11 protein-coding genes are annotated in these 16,520 nt (G+C 74.3%); 7 read left to right on the plus strand and 4 right to left on the minus strand.

All coding sequences use genetic code 11. From position 1 onward, the window contains the following. The first annotated feature begins 87 nt into the window (after positions 1–87). Positions 88–1,134, plus strand: coding sequence for a glycosyltransferase family 2 protein (locus tag ACFSHS_RS09775; RefSeq protein ID WP_376874576.1), 1,047 nt, complete (start codon positions 88–90; stop codon positions 1,132–1,134). 10 nt (positions 1,135–1,144) lie between these two features. Here the strand turns inward: ACFSHS_RS09775 and ACFSHS_RS09780 are convergent, their stop codons facing one another. Together ACFSHS_RS09780 and ACFSHS_RS09785 are read right to left on the minus strand one after the other, a co-directional pair. Beyond that, the gene (locus ACFSHS_RS09780; protein ID WP_376874579.1) at positions 1,145–1,975 is read right to left on the minus strand and encodes a glycosyltransferase family 2 protein; all 831 of its coding nucleotides are present in this window, start codon (positions 1,973–1,975) and stop codon (positions 1,145–1,147) included. Then, on the minus strand, positions 1,972–3,507 hold the full coding sequence (locus ACFSHS_RS09785; RefSeq protein WP_376874582.1) for a lipopolysaccharide biosynthesis protein: 1,536 nt from the start codon (positions 3,505–3,507) through the stop codon (positions 1,972–1,974). Before ACFSHS_RS09785 ends, ACFSHS_RS09780 begins: the two co-directional genes overlap by 4 nt. Before the next feature lie 250 nt (positions 3,508–3,757). Here ACFSHS_RS09785 and ACFSHS_RS09790 point away from each other — a divergent pair, with 250 nt between their 5' ends. Both ACFSHS_RS09790 and ACFSHS_RS09795 read left to right on the plus strand, forming a co-directional pair. Then, on the plus strand, positions 3,758–4,561 hold the full coding sequence (locus ACFSHS_RS09790; protein WP_376874585.1) for a hypothetical protein: 804 nt from the start codon (positions 3,758–3,760) through the stop codon (positions 4,559–4,561). Beyond that, positions 4,536–6,032, plus strand: coding sequence for an O-antigen ligase family protein (locus ACFSHS_RS09795; protein ID WP_376874588.1), 1,497 nt, complete (start codon positions 4,536–4,538; stop codon positions 6,030–6,032). The genes ACFSHS_RS09790 and ACFSHS_RS09795 overlap by 26 nt, the downstream gene beginning before the upstream one ends. A 39-nt stretch (positions 6,033–6,071) precedes the next feature. Here ACFSHS_RS09795 and ACFSHS_RS09800 read toward each other — a convergent pair whose 3' ends face one another. Together ACFSHS_RS09800 and ACFSHS_RS09805 are read right to left on the minus strand one after the other, a co-directional pair. Continuing rightward, complete coding sequence (locus ACFSHS_RS09800) at positions 6,072–8,177, minus strand: glycosyltransferase (RefSeq protein ID WP_376874591.1); 2,106 nt, start codon at positions 8,175–8,177, stop codon at positions 6,072–6,074. Between the two features lies 1 nt (position 8,178). After that, positions 8,179–8,961, minus strand: a complete 783-nt coding sequence (locus ACFSHS_RS09805; protein ID WP_376874594.1) for a WecB/TagA/CpsF family glycosyltransferase — start codon at positions 8,959–8,961, stop codon at positions 8,179–8,181. Positions 8,962–9,323: 362 nt separating this feature from the next. Here ACFSHS_RS09805 and mfd point away from each other — a divergent pair, with 362 nt between their 5' ends. The 4 genes from mfd (at position 9,324) to ACFSHS_RS09825 (ending at position 16,479) form a co-directional block, all read left to right on the plus strand. Beyond that, positions 9,324–12,902 (plus strand): transcription-repair coupling factor, encoded by a 3,579-nt coding sequence (gene mfd, locus ACFSHS_RS09810; protein WP_376874597.1) that lies wholly within the window; start codon positions 9,324–9,326, stop codon positions 12,900–12,902. 113 nt (positions 12,903–13,015) lie between these two features. After that, on the plus strand, positions 13,016–14,011 hold the full coding sequence (locus ACFSHS_RS09815) for a peptidylprolyl isomerase (RefSeq protein WP_376874600.1): 996 nt from the start codon (positions 13,016–13,018) through the stop codon (positions 14,009–14,011). 32 nt (positions 14,012–14,043) lie between these two features. Then, positions 14,044–14,952, plus strand: coding sequence for a nucleoside triphosphate pyrophosphohydrolase (locus ACFSHS_RS09820; RefSeq protein ID WP_376874603.1), 909 nt, complete (start codon positions 14,044–14,046; stop codon positions 14,950–14,952). Between the two features lie 351 nt (positions 14,953–15,303). After that, positions 15,304–16,479, plus strand: coding sequence for a mechanosensitive ion channel family protein (locus ACFSHS_RS09825; RefSeq protein ID WP_376874606.1), 1,176 nt, complete (start codon positions 15,304–15,306; stop codon positions 16,477–16,479). Positions 16,480–16,520: the final 41 nt, after the last annotated feature.

A 16,520-nucleotide genomic window follows, 5' to 3' on the forward strand; every position in this document is an offset into this window, starting at 1 on the left:
GGTCGTTGACCTGGCCGCCGCGGGCGACGACCGTTCACGGCGGGGGCGCGCGGAGGTCCGCCCCGTGGTCCCAGGAGGAGGCAACGCGTGGGTTCGGTGGGCGTCGTCGTCCCGTGCTACCGGTACGGGCACTTCCTGGAGGACTCAGTCGGCAGCGTGCTGGCCGACCCTGGGTTGGACGTCCGTGTCCTCGTCATCGACGACGCATCCCCGGACGACAGCGGCGACCGCGCGCGCCAGCTCGCCGAGCGGGACCCGAGGGTCGAGGTCGTGGTGCACCCCGAGAACCGCGGGCACATCGCCACGTACAACGAGGGCCTCCTCGAGTGGTGCGACGCCGACTACGCGGTGCTGCTCTCGGCGGACGACCGGCTGACCCCGGGCGCGCTGCGGCGCGCGGTCGACTACCTCGACGCGAACCCGGGGTCGGGCATGGTCTACGGCCACTACCTGCGCTTCGACGGAACAGGGGCGCTGCCGAAGGCACGCACCGGACGGCCCCGGCCCCGCACGTACGAGGGGCGGGCCTGGCTGGAGCGCCGGTTCCGGCACGGCAACGGCTGCATCGCCTCGCCGGAGGTCGTCGTGCGGACGTCGGTGCAGCGGGCGGTGGGCGGATACGACCCCGAGCTGCCGCACACCGGCGACATCGAGATGTGGATGCGCTTCGCCGCCCGGGCCGACGTCGGCTACCTGGCGGGTGTCGACCAGGCGTACTACCGCGTGCACGGGAACAACATGTCGGTGGAGTGGCTCGGTGACGCCGGGCTGCGCGACCTGCGTCAGCGGTGGGCGGCCTACTCGGCGTTCTTCGCCAAGGAGGGGGGCCGGGTCACCGACCGGGCGGGGGCCGAGCGCACGGTGCGCGACAAGCTCGCCGGCGAGGCCCTGTGGGCGGCGTGCCGCTCCTACGACCGGGGCCGCTGGCGGACCGAGCCGGTGGACGAGCTCGTGGGCTTCGCCGAGGAGATCGCCCCGGAGGTCGAGACCCTTCCCGAATGGCGCGCGCTGCTGCTGCGCCGGCGCATCGGGCCGGAACGGATGCAGGCCGTCGGGCGACTGGTGCCGCGGGCCTACTGGCGTCGCGCGCGGGAGGAGCTGTGGTGGCGCCGGTGGCGGTACACCGGGGTCTGACGCCGCCTGCTCAGCCGGTCCAGTCGGTGTAGTAGCTCCCGTCGTTGACCAGGTAGCGGACGGTGGGAACCGGCTCGAACACCGGCGCGCGGGTGGCCGACAGCCGGTGCACGAACTCCCAGTCCTCCTTGGGGAGCGTCGCCTTCACCCGGGGGATGCGGCTGAACAGCACGTCCGGAGCGCGCCGCACGACCACCGCGTTGATGTCGACGTAGTTGTCGCCGTCGGCCAGCAGCCGGCGGTCGTACTCCGCGCCGAGCAGGTCGAGCACGGTGCCGTCGGAGCGCCGCCGCTCCAGCGCGGTGTAGACCAGGTCCGCGCCTGCCTCGAGCCGGTCGAGGGCCACCGCGAGGTGGTCCGGGCGCCACTCGTTGTCGTCGTCCAGGAAGGCCACGTAGGTCGAGCTGCTGAGCCGGATGCCGACGTTGCGGACGACGCCGAGGACGGCGCTGTTGCGGCTCAGGGACACCGCGCGCAGCCGCGGGTGATCGGGAAGCGGGGGCAGGCCGCCGCCGTCGTCGACGACGAGGAGGAGGTTGTCCTCGACCGTCTGCGCCAGCGCCGACTCCACCGCGCGGAGCAGCAGTTCAGGGCGGCGGAAGGTAGGGATCACGGTCGTCACCAGGGACGGGCCCAGGCGGCCGTGCCGGGCGAGCAGGGCGGCGACCTCGGCGTCCTCGAACCGCCGCACGCGCCAGGTGCCCGGCGCCATGAGCGCCCTGTTGCGCGCTTCGTGGAGCGGCCAGATGCCGAACCGGTCGCGCAACCAGTCACGGACCAGGCGCGAGGCGCGCCCCCGCTGCGCGCGCCGCCCGGCCGTGGGTGCCTGGTGCGTCGTCATCGCATCTCTCCTGCGGGCAGTCCGGCCGCGGGCGGCACGGAGGGAACGGCGGTGGGCAGCGCGGTGGTCCCGGGTGCGGGCGTCGGTTCCTCGGCCGGGGACCGTCCCGGCAAGAGGGTCCGCATCGGCCAGACGACGGGCAGGTGGACGGCCAGCCCAAGGAGCCCGCCGAGGAGCAGCCGGGGGAGGTCCTCGTCGACCGCAGCCCGGACCAGCAGCGCAGTGGCCACGATCAGCAGTCCACCCAGCGCCGGGCGCAGGCACGACCGCAGGGCGGGGCCGACCGCGATCCCGTGCGTCGCGACGGCGCGGAGGAACACCGGGGCGATCACCAGCACGGCCACGAGCAGGTGCGCGATCGCCGCTCCGCGGATGCCGCCGATCGCGGTGCCGGCGGCCAGCGCCGGCACCATGAGCACGAGCCACAGCCCCTGCACCTTCAGCAGCACCCGGGAGCGGTCGAGCGCGACGAACAGGTCGTAGACCACGAACAGGCCGACGCGGACCAGCCCCAGCGGCGCGAGGAAGACCAGCGCCTGGGCGGCGGGGGCCCACGGTGCGCCGTACACGAACCGGAGCAGGGAGTCGGCGTAGCAGGCGAGCAGCGCGCACACCGGGACGGTGACCGCCATGAGCAGCCCCAGACCACGGGCGAAGGCGCGGCTCAGCGCGTCGGGGTTCCCGGTCAGCCGCGAGAAGCCGGCGAGCGCCACCCGCCGCGCCGCCTCGCCGAAGACGTTCAGCGGCCAGCTCGACTGGTTGAAGGCCATGAGGTAGAGCCCGAGCGCCGCCGGGCCGGTGAGCGCCCCGACCACGAGGTTGTCCGCGTTGACCACGGAGAGCACCAGCAGGCTGGCGCCGGCGAGCGGGAGGCCGAAGCGCAGCAGCCGGGGCGCGAGGGCCCGGTCCCATCCCGGGCGCACCCGGAACGGGGCCAGCGCCGTGAACACCACGGTGGCCAGCACCGAGCCGGCCAGGGTGCCCCAGGCGAACGACAGGGGGCCGGCGCCGGACGCGGCCAGCCCGATGGTCACCGTGGTGGAGGCGGTGAAGGAGGCGACGTCACCGACCAAGCGCCGGACGTGGAGGAAGTGCCGGGTCAGCAGGCCCACCGGCACCGCGGCGACCCCGTCCACGATCACCGCGAGGCAGAGCAGGCGCAGCACTGGGGTGGCGTCCGGCGCGCCCATGACATCGGACAGTGCCGGCGCCCCCGCGTAGGCGAGCAGGTACAGCACCGTGCTCGAGGTCAGCGCGATCGTCATGACGGTCGGCGCGATGCGCCGCTCGTCGTCCGGCCACTGGACGAGCGCCAGGCTGACCCCGAGCTCGTTGAATGCGTGCAGGAGGGTGAGGACGACGAGCGCGACGGCGTAGACCCCGTAGTCCTCGGGGGCCAGGAGCCGGGCGAGGACCACGCCCGCCGCGAACGAGCCCAGCTTGAGCACCACGGTGTTGAGCAGGCTCCACGCCGCGCCCCGGCCGACCCGGGAGCCGACGCCCTGCGCCGGATCGGTGGTGCCCCCGCTCATGCGCTCCCGCTCCCGCCGTCCGTGGATCCCGCCGGTCGGAGTGTGTCAGCGCGAGCAGCAGGAACCCCCGGCGTGCCACCCGGAAGGGGCACGTCCGCGGAGGCGCCCGAAGCCCCCTGCCACCTTGGGGTGACGCCGCTACCGGTTCTGCCGACAGTGGCCGCGTGCGCACGGAGAATCACGACTATCGGGGGACAGGGCCACGGCCCTGGAGGGCGCGACACGCCGCTCCGGCACACGAGGGGGATCGGTGAGTCTTGGGGAAGCGCTGGCAGCTCTGCGCCGGAACGTCGGCGTCATCGCGCTGATGCTCGCGCTCACGGCGGCGGCGACGGCGTTCGTATGGCAGCGGGTGCCGGTGACCTACCAGTCGCAGGCCACGATGATCGTGCTGCTGCCCAAGCAGAGCCTGCACGACACCTCCGAGCCCGTGCCGGTGAATCCCTACCTGAGCGTGGGTGTGCTCTCGACCCAGGTGGCCGCCTCGGCGCTGGCCAACGTCAGCAGCAGTGACGCCTTCCTGGCCGCGCTCCAGGAGGCGGGCGTCCAGAGCACGACGACCGTCGCCGTCGCCCCCTACGGCGGCGGCGTCATCCTCGAGCTGACGGCGGCGGGATCCGACGGTGCCGCCGCCTCCCGCGACGTCGACCTGGTCGGCCGGCAGCTCGCGGCCGAACTGCAGCTGCGCCAGCAGGAGGCCGGCGCTCCCGAGGGGACGCTGATCACGGTCACCAGCCTCACCACCCCCAGCGCGGCGGTGCCCCTCACCAGCGACCGCACGAAGCTGACCGGCGTGGCGGCGGCCATCGGGCTGGGCGTCAGCGCCGCGGTCGTCGTCCTCCTGGAGAGCCTGCGCCGGCAGCGCGGCAGCCGCCCGGCGGGGGAGACCGCCCGGGAAGCCGTCGGCACGGGTGCGCCGAATGCGTCCCGACCGCCGGCGTCCGGCGCCTCGGCCGACGGCGGAACCGGTCCCGCCCGCGACCTGGAGCCCGTGGGCGCCGCTCCGGCGCGGACGGGGGAGCGGATCGGTGGACTCGGCTATCCCGAGGCTTGAGGTGCCGCCCGCGCGGCTGAGGTACGCGGGTCCGGCGGTAGTCGGCGCGGGAGCGGCGCTGATCGTCCTCGGCGCGCTGGCGACGTCGGCGGGGCGAGGGCCGCTCCTCCTCGGCGGCCTCCTCGTCCTCGCCGCGCTGGCCTGGACGTTCCGGGGCGGTGTGCGGGCCTCGCAGGTGTTCCTGGTCCTCGTCGTGGTGCTCCTCGTGGTCCCCGCGCGCTTCCGGATCGAGCCGCTCGGCGTCGCCGGGACACCGGCCTCGCTCGTCGGGCTCTCCTGCATGGCGCTCTGGGCCCTCGGATTCGTCACCGGCCGTCCCCGGATCGCCCGCAGCACACCCCTGCGCTGGGCGCTGCTGGCGGTCGTGCTCACGACGATGGTCAGCTACGTCGCCGCCGGCTTCCGTCCGCTGGACGTGGTCGAGGCCCGAGCGGCCGACCGGGGGCTGCTGACGATCGTGTCGGTGATCGGCGTGGCCCTGATCGCCGCCGAGGTCGTCCGCGACCGGGCGGCGCTGCGGAGGGCCGTGACGGCCATCGTGTCCGCCGGCGCCGTCGTGGCCGCGGTCGGCATCGTGGAGTTCGGGCTGGGGCTGGACCTCGCGGCCAAGCTCCATCTGCCCGGTTTGACCTTCACGCCGGTGGTCTTCGACTCCGCCCGGGCCGGATTCACCCGTGTGGTCAGCACCACCTCGCACCCGATCGAACTCGCGGTCGTGCTCGTCATGGTGCTCCCGCTTGCCCTGTGGCTGTTCCTGCGCGCGGTCGGTCACGCCCGCATCTGGTGGGGCGGCTGCCTCGTGCTGGTCGCCGTGGCGATCCCGATGACCGTGTCGCGCACCGGTGTCGTCGGCGTCATCGTCGCCCTGGCCGTCCTCCTGCCGACGTGGACCTGGTGCCGGCGGATCCGCCTCCTCGCCGCGGGTGGCGTCGGCCTGGTCGCCTTCAGCGGCGTGGTGCCCGGTCTCATCGGGACGCTGCGCGGATTCCTGCTGGAGCCGGGCGGCGACACGAGCATCAAGTCCCGCCAGGCAGGCCTCGAACGCGCCCTCGACGTGATCGCCGAGCGCCCGCTCTTCGGCCGGGGCTTCGGCACCTTCATGCCTGAGCGCTACGGCTACATCGACAACCAGGTGCTGCTGGGGACGGTCGAGATCGGCATCATCGGGCAGGTCGCGTACGCGGCGCTGTTCCTGCTCGCCGCGGGCTTCGCCCTGCGGGCCCGGCGGGTCGCTGCCGGCGTCGACCGGGACGACGACCGGGAGCTCGCGGCGTCCCTGCTCGCCGGGGTGGCGGTGGCGGCGTCGACCTGGCTCACCTACGACGCCCTCAGCTTTCCGACCGGCCGGGCTCTCACGTTCGTCCTCATCGGGCTGCTGGCGGCACTGTGGCGGATCGTGGGCCGCGAGCGCCGGAAGGGGACGGCGGTCACCGGGGCGTACCCGCAGGGCGGCGCGCTCGTCGACGCCTGACCGGGCGCTCACACGGAGCGGCGCCGTTGCGCGCCGGCGTCAGCCCTCGGCTTCGGCGGTGAGCACCTCGGCGCGCGAGCGCCACGAGTAATCCAGGACCGACTCCCGCAGCTTCCCCGGGTCCAGCAGCGGCCCGAACTCCAGCGACTCGCGGATCGCCGCGACGAACCCCCCCGCGTCGGTCGCCACGCGCACCCGGTCGCGGTAGCCGTCCAGCTCGGCGAACTCCGTGCTCACCACGGGGAGGCCGAGAGCGAGGTACTCCTTGAGCTTGATCGGATTCGAGCGGTGGATCCAAGGCGAGTCCACCCACGGCATGATCGCCACGTCGAAGCCCGAGCCGTAGGCCGGGATCTCCTCGTACGGGCGGCGGCCGAGCCAGTGCACGTTCCCGTAGCGGGCGAAGCGCTCCATCGGGTAGGTCGAGTCACCGACGAGCACGAGGGACGCCTCGGGGATCTCCCCGGCGACGTGCTCGAGCAGGTCGAAGTCCACGACGTAGTCGTCCAGGGCGCCGAAGAACCCGATCCGCGGTCCGGGGACGGCGCGCAGGTCCGCGGGCAGCTCCTCGGCCGGCCGGGGCCGGAAGTGGTCCACGTCCACGCCGTGGTCGAGGAACGCGGCACGGTCCCCGGTGAGCGCGCGCTCGTCGGCCATGAGGGCCCGGCTGACGTAGAGGACGCAGTCGGAGTGCTCCAGCAGCTGCGCCTCCAGCGCCTCGAGGGTCGCCCGGTCGCCTTCGGGGAAGTCGGAGTGCTTGTCAGACCGGTTGTAGACCAACGCCGTGCGACGCATGGGCGCGACCACGTCCCACGCGGTCGGGATCGTCACCACGACCACCGGCCGGCGGATGCCGAGCAGGCGGCAGACCAGGCGCACCTGCGCCCGGACCAGCGTGGCGTTGACCCGGCGCAGGGCGGGGGATCCGTAGAAGGGGAGCGGCAGCGGCGACATCACGTGGAAGCCCGGCAGGCCGGGCACCGGGCGCCGCACCAGCTTGGCGACGCTGCGCAGCTTGCGCAGGAGCCGGCGGGTCACGTGCGTGCTGCGGCCGGGTGCCGGCATCCGCATGCCGATGCTGTTGACCACCAGCACCTTCCGCTGCTCGGCGACCGACCGCATGAGCTGGAAGTCCGAGTGCGCGGTGTTGTGGTACCACCAGTCCTGGGCCGCGAAGCAGACGTAGTCGGGACCGCGGGATGCCGGAGCGGCTGGGCGCCCGGGCCAGTGGTCCATGCGCAGCAGGTCGCGCAGCGCCGCCCGGTGCGTGGCGCCGGCGGGCCCCCGGCGGACCAGGGCTCGCACCGACTCGTTGACGAGCGCCGCCCCCCACATCCGCAGGGCGGCGGCGGTGCCGAGGCGCTCGCGCTGCAGCCGAACCCGGTTGGTCACCGACAGGGCCCACAGCGCGGGGGCGGTCGACTGCTCGCCGCCGATGTGGACGGCGACCGCGTCGGGCGTGTAGCGGACCGCGAACCCGTGCGTGCGGGCGCGGAGCATGAACTCGGTCTCCTCCGAGTAGAGGAAGTAGCGCTCGTCCAGCGGTCCGAGCGCCGCGAGGCACTCGGCGGACACCAGCCAGGCGGCGCCGGTGGCCCAGTCCGGGGTCGCCGACCGCGCGTACACCCGGTCGTCGGTGACGACCTCGCCGAACGCGGCCAGACGTCCGGCGCGACGTCCGCCGAGGACTGCCTCGCCCAGAGTCCGGGCCGCGGAGGGCTCTCGCCGCAGCGAGTGCTGCAAGCGCCCGTCCGCGCCGAGCAGCCGGGGGACGGCGATCCCGGTCCCGGGCTCCGCCAGCTGGTCCAGCAGGTGTCCGATCGCCTCCGGCTCGAGGCGGACGTCGGGGTTGAGCACGAGGACGTCGTGTCCCGGGGCCGCGGCGAGGCCGGCGTTCACGCCGGCGGCGAACCCGTCGTTCGTGCCGCGCGCGATCACCGTCGCGCCCGGAGCGGCGGCCCGCGCGGTGGCGACGGTGTCGTCGGTCGACGCGTTGTCGACCACGACGACCCGGGCGTCGCGGCGACCGGCAGCCTGGAGGGCCGCGGCGACCGACTGCAAGCACTCCGCAATCAGGCCGGCGCTGCGGTAGGTGACGACGACGACGGCCAGTGGCCGCTCGTGCCGGGAGGACGCGGTGCCCACCTCAGCGAGACGCCGGCTGGCGGGCCGGCAGCGCGTCGTCGGGCGGCAGCAGCGGGCGGCTCCGGCCGACCCGCACGGCGAGCGCGGTGGTGAGGAGCAGGACCGCGAAGGGCAGGTCGTGCAGGAGGTAGCGCCGCGCCAGCCGGCGGGGCTCCAGGAGCAGCCGGTGCAGCCACTCGGCACCGATCCGCTGGAGGAAGGCGGGCGCGCGGCGGAACTGTCCCGCCGCGAACGGGATGCCGGCGCCGCAGCCCAGCATCCAGGCGGCGGGCAGCCGTGGTCGCAGCCGGGCGATCAGCCGTTCCTGCTTGGGGAAGCCCAGGCCGACGAGGACGAGGTCGGGCCGCGCGGCCGCGATGCGATCGACCAGGGCCGCGAGCTGCTGCGGATCGTTCTCGAACCCGAACGGGGGAGAGTCCGCGCCGGCGATGCGCAGCCCGGGGAAGCGAGCGAGCAGCGCCCGGCCGGCGGCTTCGGGCACGCCGGGCTCACCGCCGACGAGGTACACGGTGCGGGACGCCCCGGCGGCGGTCTCGGCGAGGGTGGACACGAGGGAGGCGCCGGTGACCCGCTCCGGCACGGTGTAGCCGGCCAGCGAGGCGGCCCAGACCAGCGGCATGCCGTCGGCCACCACGATCTCGGCGTCCTCGGCGAGCGCGGCGAGCTCGCTGTTGCGGGAGAGCGACCGCAGGATGTCGACGTTGACGGTCAGGATCGAGCCGCCCTCGCCGTGCTGCCAGGCGGTGGCGACGTGGTCGGCGACCTCGGCCTCGGTCATGGGCATCACGGAGACGGTGCCGACAGGTACCAGCTCAGCCGGGATCGTCACCGGGTCCCCCTTCCGTGTGGCCGGCCCGGGGGCCCCGCCGTCCGCCGTGGCGGGGGCGGCCCCGCACGACAAGGACCAGCGTGCGACCACGTACCGTGGTCAGGAATCACTTCTCGGTCACGGCTCACCCGGATTGGGGGGACGCCGAACGGGCTGCCTCCCGACCGGGGGCGCGCCGCCGTCGCGGGATCCCGGGGTGAGGACGAGCAGGCCCCGCACGACGAGGGCGAGGTGCGCGGGCGCGGACTAACCTGGGTCCTCGGCCCCTGCCGCAGTCGGCGGCGCGTGTGCGGCTCCGAGCTCCCGGGAGAAAAAGCGTGACCTTGCGCGGCGTGCTCGACGTCGTCCTCACCGACCCCGGCATGGCGCGGGTGGTCGCCGCGGCCGGCCGCGCCTCGCTGGCCGTCACGGCGCCGCCGCCGGTCCAGCCGCTGGTCGCCGCCGCTCTCGCGGAGCAGCACCCGGGTGCCGGCGTGCCGGTCCTCGTGGTGACGGCGGGGGAGCGGGACGCCGATCAGGTCGCCGACCAGCTGCGCTGCTTCGTCCCGGGACGGCGGGTCGAGACCTTCCCCGCCTGGGAGACGCTGCCGCACGAGCGGCTCAGCCCGCGCGCGGACACAGTGGGCCGGCGGCTGGCGGTCCTGCGCGACCTGACGCACCCGGGGGAGAACGGCACGATCGACGTGCTGGTCGCACCGGTCCGCAGCGTCCTCCAGCCGCTCGCCCCCGGGCTCGGCGAGCTGGTCCCGGTCGAGCTCGAGCCGGGCGACACCGCCGAGCTCGACGACGTCGCGCGTGCGCTGACCGATGCCGCCTACACCCGCGTGGAGCTGGTGGAGAAGCGCGGTGAGTTCGCCGTCCGCGGTGGGTTGCTCGACGTCTTCCCGCCCACCGAGCCGCACCCGGTGCGCGTGGAGTTCTGGGGCGACGAGGTCGACGAGCTGCGCTACTTCTCCGCCGCCGACCAGCGTTCCCTCGACGAGCGTCCCGAGCGCCTGTGGGCCCCGCCCTGCCGCGAGCTGCTGCTGTCCCCGGAGGTGCGGGAGCGCGCCGCCACGCTGGCCGTCCAGCACCCGGGGCTGGCCGAGATCCTCGGCAAGCTGGCCGAGGGCATCGCCGTCGAGGGCATGGAGTCGCTGATCCCGGCGCTCGTCACGGGCGAGATGCAACTGCTCACCGACCTCGTGCCGGGGGGCACCCACGTGGTGGTGTGCGACCCCGAGCGGGTCCGCAGCCGCGCCGCGGACCTGGTCCGCACGGCCGAGGAGTTCCTGGCCGCGTCCTGGTCGACGGCGGCGGAGGCCGGCCAGGCGCCGATCGACCTCGGTGCCTCGTCCTTCCGCGACCTCGCCGAGATCGAGACGGCGGCCCGGATGCGCGGGCTGCCCTGGTGGACCACCGGCGCCTTCACCCTGCAGTCCGAGGACGACGACGAGCACGTCACCCTCGACGCGACCACCGTCGACCGGTTCTCCGGCGATCTACCGCGCGCCATCGACAAGGTGCGCGGCTGGACCCGCGAGGGCTGGCGGGTGGTCGTCACCTTCGCCGGTCCCGGACCCGCCCAGCGCGCGGCCGACCAGTTCACCGAGGCCGACCTCGGGGTCCGGCTGGTGCCCGACATCCCCGGCCCCCCCGACGCCGGTCTCACCCACGTCACCCAGGGCAACCTGGAGTCCGGCTTCGCCTTCCCGGGCATCGGCCTGGCGCTGCTCACCGAGCACGACCTCACCGGCCAGCGCGGCACCTCGATGCGCGACGCCGTGAAGATGCCGGCCCGCCGCCGCAACGCCGTCGACCTCGCCCAGCTGCAGCCGGGCGACCTCGTCGTCCACGAGCAGCACGGCATCGGCCGCTACATCGAGATGATCAGCCGCACCGTGAACGGCGGGCAGCGCGACTACCTGATCGTCGAGTACGCGCCCTCCCGGCGGAACCAGCCCCCCGACCGGCTCTTCGTGCCCACCGACGCCCTCGACCAGCTCACCCGCTACGTCGGCGGTGAGGCGCCGGCGCTGTCCAAGCTGGGTGGCGCCGACTGGCAGAAGACCAAGAACCAGGCCCGCAAGGCGGTCAAGCAGATCGCCGCCGAACTCATCCGGCTCTACTCGGCGCGGATGGCCACCAAGGGGCACGCGTTCGGCCCCGACACCGTGTGGCAGCGCGAGCTCGAGGACGCCTTCCCGTTCCAGGAGACCCCCGACCAGCTCGGCGCCATCGACGAGGTCAAGGCCGACATGATGCAGCCGGTGCCGATGGACCGGATCATCTGCGGCGACGTCGGCTACGGGAAGACCGAGATCGCCGTCCGGGCCGCGTTCAAGGCCGTGCAGGACGGAAAGCAGGTCGCCGTCCTCGTGCCGACGACGCTGCTGGCCAACCAGCACTACAAGACCTTCTCCGAGCGGATGGGCCAGTTCCCGGTGAAGGTCCGCGTGCTCTCCCGGTTCCAGTCCGACGCGGAGTCGCGGCAGATCCTCGAGGAGCTCGCCGCCGGCGAGGTCGACGTCCTGGTCGGCACGCACCGGTTGCTGCAGCCCACCACGCGGTTCAAGGACCTCGGCCTGGTGATCGTCGACGAGGAGCAGCGCTTCGGCGTCGAGCACAAGGAGTACCTGAAGACGATGCGGACGGCGGTCGACGTCCTGTCGATGTCGGCCACCCCGATCCCGCGCACGCTGGAGATGTCACTGACCGGCATCCGCGAGATGTCGACGATCCTCACCCCGCCCGAGGAGCGGCACCCGGTGCTGACCTACGTCGGCGCGTGGGACGACAAGCAGATGGCCGCCGCCATCCGCCGCGAGCTGCTGCGCGACGGCCAGGTGTTCGTGATCCACAACCGCGTGCAGTCGATCGACAAGGCCGCGGCCAAGATCCGCAACCTGGTGCCCGAGGCCCGGGTGGCGGTCGGCCACGGCCAGATGAAGGAGCACGAGCTCGAGAGGATCATGGTCGGGTTCTGGGAGAAGGAGTACGACGTCCTCGTCGCGACGACGATCGTCGAGTCGGGCCTGGACATCCCGAACGCCAACACCCTGATCGTCGACCGCGCCGACACCTTCGGCCTCTCCCAGCTGCACCAGATCCGCGGCCGGGTCGGCCGTGGGCGGGAGCGGGCATACGCCTACTTCACCTACGACCCGACCCGCACGCTCACCGAGACCTCGGTCGACCGGCTGACCACCATCGCGCACAACACCGACCTCGGCGCCGGCATGGCGGTCGCGATGAAGGACCTGGAGATCCGCGGCTCGGGCAACCTGCTCGGCGGCGAGCAGTCCGGTCACATCGCCGGGGTGGGGTTCGACCTCTACGTCCGGCTGGTGGGCGAGGCGGTGGCCGACTACCGCGCCCAGGTCACCGGCGAGTCGGCGCCGGTCGAGCCGGTCGAGGTGCGGGTCGACCTGCCGGTGGACGCCCACCTGCCGCACGACTACGTGCCCGGCGAGCGGCTGCGCATGGAGGCCTACCGGAAGGTCGCCTCCATCCAGGACGACGACCAGGCGCAGGCGGTGCTCGATGAGCTCACCGACCGCTACGGCGCCCCGCCGGCCCCGGTCCTCAACCTGCTGGCCGTCGCCCGCTTCCGGACGGCGATGCGGGCGCTGGGCATCACCGAGGTGTCGCTGCAGGGGCGCGCGATCCGGATCAGCCCGGTCACGCTGCCGGAGTCCAAGCAGATGCGGCTGGCCCGCCTCGCCGAGGGCGCCTCCTACAAGGCCGCCGTCCAGACGATCTCGCTCAAGGTGCCGGTCGGCCCCGACCGGCGCACCCCGCTGCGCGACGTGGCCCTGCTGGAGAACCTGCACGCGACGCTGCGGGCCGTCCTCGGTGAAGGACCCGCTGCCCCCCACCACCCGCAGGCTCGGGACGGGGCCCTGCAGGGGGCCTGAGCCGCCGCCTCCTGGACCGCGCAGCCCCGCGATCATGGCGCCGGGACCACCGTTCCGGCCGGATCGGTGGTCACGACGCCATGATCGCCGTCACGTGTGGGAGTCTCGCGGCTGTGCTGAAGCGTCGCGCTCCCCGGGTGCTGGTCTCCGGATTCCTCCTGGCCGTCACGGCGGTCGGCCTCTCCGGCTGCCGCACCTCGCCCAGCGTCGCCGCCTACGTGGGGGACACCCAGGTGACGGTCGGCGAGCTGGAGTCGGCCGTCGACCAGCGGCTCGGCGACGACGCCGTCGCCGCCTTCGCCGAGACCGACCCCGACGGGTTCACCCGCCGTGTGCTCGGCCTGCTGGTGCAGGAGGAGGTCTACGCGGTGGCCGCCGACCGCTACGACATCGAGGTGGACGACGCCGAGGTCCGGGCCCGGATCGAGCAGCTGCTCGGCGAGGACAACCCCGACGCGGTGTTCGGCCAGCTGGCCCAGCAGGGCATCGGGCGCGAGGACGTCTTCGAGAACGTGCGGCAGCAGCTCGTGCGCCGGGAGATCGCCGAGATCCAGGGCGAGGCCGAGGCCCTCTCCGACGAGGCGCTGCGGGCCCGGTACGCCGAGGTCCGGGAGAGCCTCGCCGAGGTGTCCTTCGGCTACATCACGGTGCCCGACCAGGCCACCGCCGACGCCGTGCTCGCCCAGCTCACCGCGGCGCCCGCGGACTACCCCGCGGTCGCGGCGCAGTACCCCGGGCCGACGACCCTTCCCGCGCTGGAGTCCCGGGGGCCCGACGACGTGCCGGGCGTCCTGGCCGAGGGCATCGCCGCCGCGGCGCCCAACACGGGATTCACGACCCCCGTCCCCGAGACCGGCGGCATCGTCGTCACGTTCGTCGCAGGCACCGTCTACCCGTCGTTCGAGGAGGTGCGCCCGCGGCTGGAGAACGAGGCCTCCGAGTCGGTGGAGGAGGCCGGCAACCGGGTCGTCCAGGAGGTGCGCGAGGACCTCGGGGTCACCGTGAACCCACGCTACGGCGTGCTGGAGGACGGCCGGCTCGTGCCCGGCGACGGCGGCGTCGTGGACATCCTCGGCGACGAGGAGAGCGCCGCGGCCCCGGCCGAGTAGGCCCCGGCGCGACGGTCCCGGAGACTGACCGGGTGCCCGTCGCCCTCGTCGTCACCGTCAGCCCCCGTCTCCCAGGCCTGCTCTGCCCCGCCGGCTGGCGCGCGGTCACGGCCGGAGGGCCCCTGGCCGCGCTGCCCGGTGCCGCCGGGACGGCGGCGGTGTTGCGGGCCGCGGGATGGGACGTCACCGACGTTCCCGACCCGCAGGACCTCGCCGGCGACGTCGTCCTCCTCGCGACGCCCGGCGAGGTGCCGGAGGGGGCCGACGTCGTCGACGGCGCCCCCGAGCCGGTGGGCTCGCGGCTGCTGGACGTCGTCGCCGTCATGGACCGGTTGCGCTCGCCGGGCGGCTGCCCGTGGGACGCCGAGCAGACCCACGCCTCGCTGCGCGGCTACCTCCTCGAGGAGGCCCACGAGGCCTACGACGCGATCGTCGACGACGACCCGGTGGCCATGCGGGAGGAGCTCGGGGACGTGCTGCTGCAGGTGGTGTTCCACGCACGCGTCGCCGCCGAGGCCTCGCCGGAACGCCGGTTCGACGTCGATGCGGTGGCCGGCGACCTGGTCGACAAGCTGGTCCGCCGGCATCCGCACGTGTTCGGGAACGCGGGGCCCCGGAACGTGACCGAGGTCGAGGAGGGCTGGGAGGAGATCAAGCGGGCCGAGAAGCAGCGCCGCTCGCCGACCGAGGGCGTCTCCCGGTCCCAGCCCGCCGCCGCCTGGGGAGCGGCGCTCGTCCGGCGCGCGGCCCGCGCCGGCCTGCGCACCCCCGAGCCGGCCGAGCTCACGACGGCCAGCCCCGAGGAGCTGGGGGAGCGGTTGCTCGCCGTCGTCACGGCCGCCGAGCACCGCGGCTGGGACGTCGAGGACGCCCTCCGCGAGGCCGTCCGCCGCTACGCCGGCGAGCTCGACGCCGAGGCCGCCGCCCGCGCCGGCGCGTGACCCCGCGACCCCGCTTTCCGTACCGGAAGCGGCGGCGCCCACCGCAGCTTCCGGTACGGAAAGCTGTGGTGCAGCCCACGGAGTTCCGGGTGACGGGCCGGGGAAGCACCACCTAGCGTGGAGCTGCGCCCCTCAGGGGCCGGTCCGCCCCCCGTGTCCCGGGGTTGCCGTGGGCCCGGCGCGCCGATGCGCCCCTCCAGCACGCCCGCCCCGAACCGCAGCGCCGCGGACCCGTCCACCGGCCGCTGTCCGAAAGGAGCGATTCCGCTGTTCCGCGGATCTTCCCCGTCTGCCGCCGATCCGTCCGCCACCGGCCTCTCCGCCACCGATATCGATGAGGTGCAGAGCCACATGCCCACGCAGACCTGGCAGGTGCTCGTGGTCCTCGCCGCCGCGGCCGCGCTCGCCTGGCTGGCCGGGGTCCTCATCGGCGCTCTGGTGCGTCGGCTCGCGCGGCGGTCGCCGGCCGTCGCCGGCCTGTCCCGGCGCGGCCGCACGCCGCTGCGCGCGCTGCTGGTGCTGGCGGCGGTGACCCTCGTCCTCGACGCGGCGCCGGTGCTGGGCGGCTGGCACGGGCCGGTCGTCCGCGTTCTGGGGCTCGCCCTGATCGCCACCGTCGGCTGGTTCCTGGCGGTGGCCGTGTTCGTGGTCGCCGACCTCGCCCTGGCCCGGTACGACGTCGACGTCGTCGACAACCGGCACGCACGCCGGGTGCGCACCCAGATCTCGCTGCTGCGCCGGCTGGCCGTCGTGATCGTCGCCGTCCTCGCCGCCGCGGCGATGCTGCTGACGTTCCCGTCGGCCCGTGCCGCCGGTGCCAGCATCCTGGCCAGCGCCGGTGTCATCTCGATCGTCGCCGGCCTGGCCGCGCAGACCTCGCTGGCCAACGTCTTCGCCGGGCTCCAGCTGGCCTTCACCGACGCCATCCGGGTCGACGACGTCGTGGTGGTCGAGGACGAGTGGGGCCGGATCGAGGAGATCACCCTCACCTACGTCGTCGTCCACATCTGGGACGACCGGCGCATGGTGCTGCCGTCCACCTACTTCACCAGCACCCCGTTCGAGAACTGGACCCGCACCCAGTCGGCGGTCCTCGGCTCGGTGGAGATCGACGTGGACTGGAGCGTGCCGTTCGACCGGATGCGGGCCGAGCTCGCCCGACTCCTGGACGGGAACGACCTGTGGGACGGCCGCGTGGGGATCCTGCAGGTGACCGACGCGGTCGGCTCCGTCGTCCGGGTGCGGGCGCTGGTCAGCGCCAAGGACGGGCCGACCCTGTTCGACCTGCGCTGCCACGTCCGCGAGGGACTGGTCGTCTGGCTGCAGCGCGACCACGGGTACGGCCTGCCGCGGCTCCGGTTGGACGGCGGGACGCCGCCGGCCCGGCCGTCCCGGGCGGCCCCGGCCCCGGAGAACGCCGCGCTGTTCACCGGCAGCAGCGAGGCGAGGGAGCGGTCGAGGGCCTTCAGCGGGCCCTCGGACCAGGAGCCGGCCGGCCGCACGGCCGAGCCCGTTCCGGCGCGCTGATCACCCGAGGCCGCGCGCCGGGGCCGGGCTGGCGCTGCCCC

The sequence above is a fragment of the Blastococcus deserti genome (assembly GCF_042682525.1).
In the GTDB taxonomy this organism is placed as follows: Bacteria; Actinomycetota; Actinomycetes; order Mycobacteriales; family Geodermatophilaceae; genus Blastococcus_B; species Blastococcus_B deserti.

Coding starts and splice junctions, on each gene's coding strand:
- ACFSHS_RS09780 (WP_376874579.1), bottom strand. CDS start 1,975: ATGACGACGCACCAGGCACCCACGGCCGGGCGGCGCGCGCAGCGGGGG.
- ACFSHS_RS09785 (WP_376874582.1), bottom strand. CDS start 3,507: ATGAGCGGGGGCACCACCGATCCGGCGCAGGGCGTCGGCTCCCGGGTC.
- ACFSHS_RS09805 (WP_376874594.1), bottom strand. CDS start 8,961: ATGCCCATGACCGAGGCCGAGGTCGCCGACCACGTCGCCACCGCCTGG.
- ACFSHS_RS09825 (WP_376874606.1), top strand. CDS start 15,304: ATGCCCACGCAGACCTGGCAGGTGCTCGTGGTCCTCGCCGCCGCGGCC.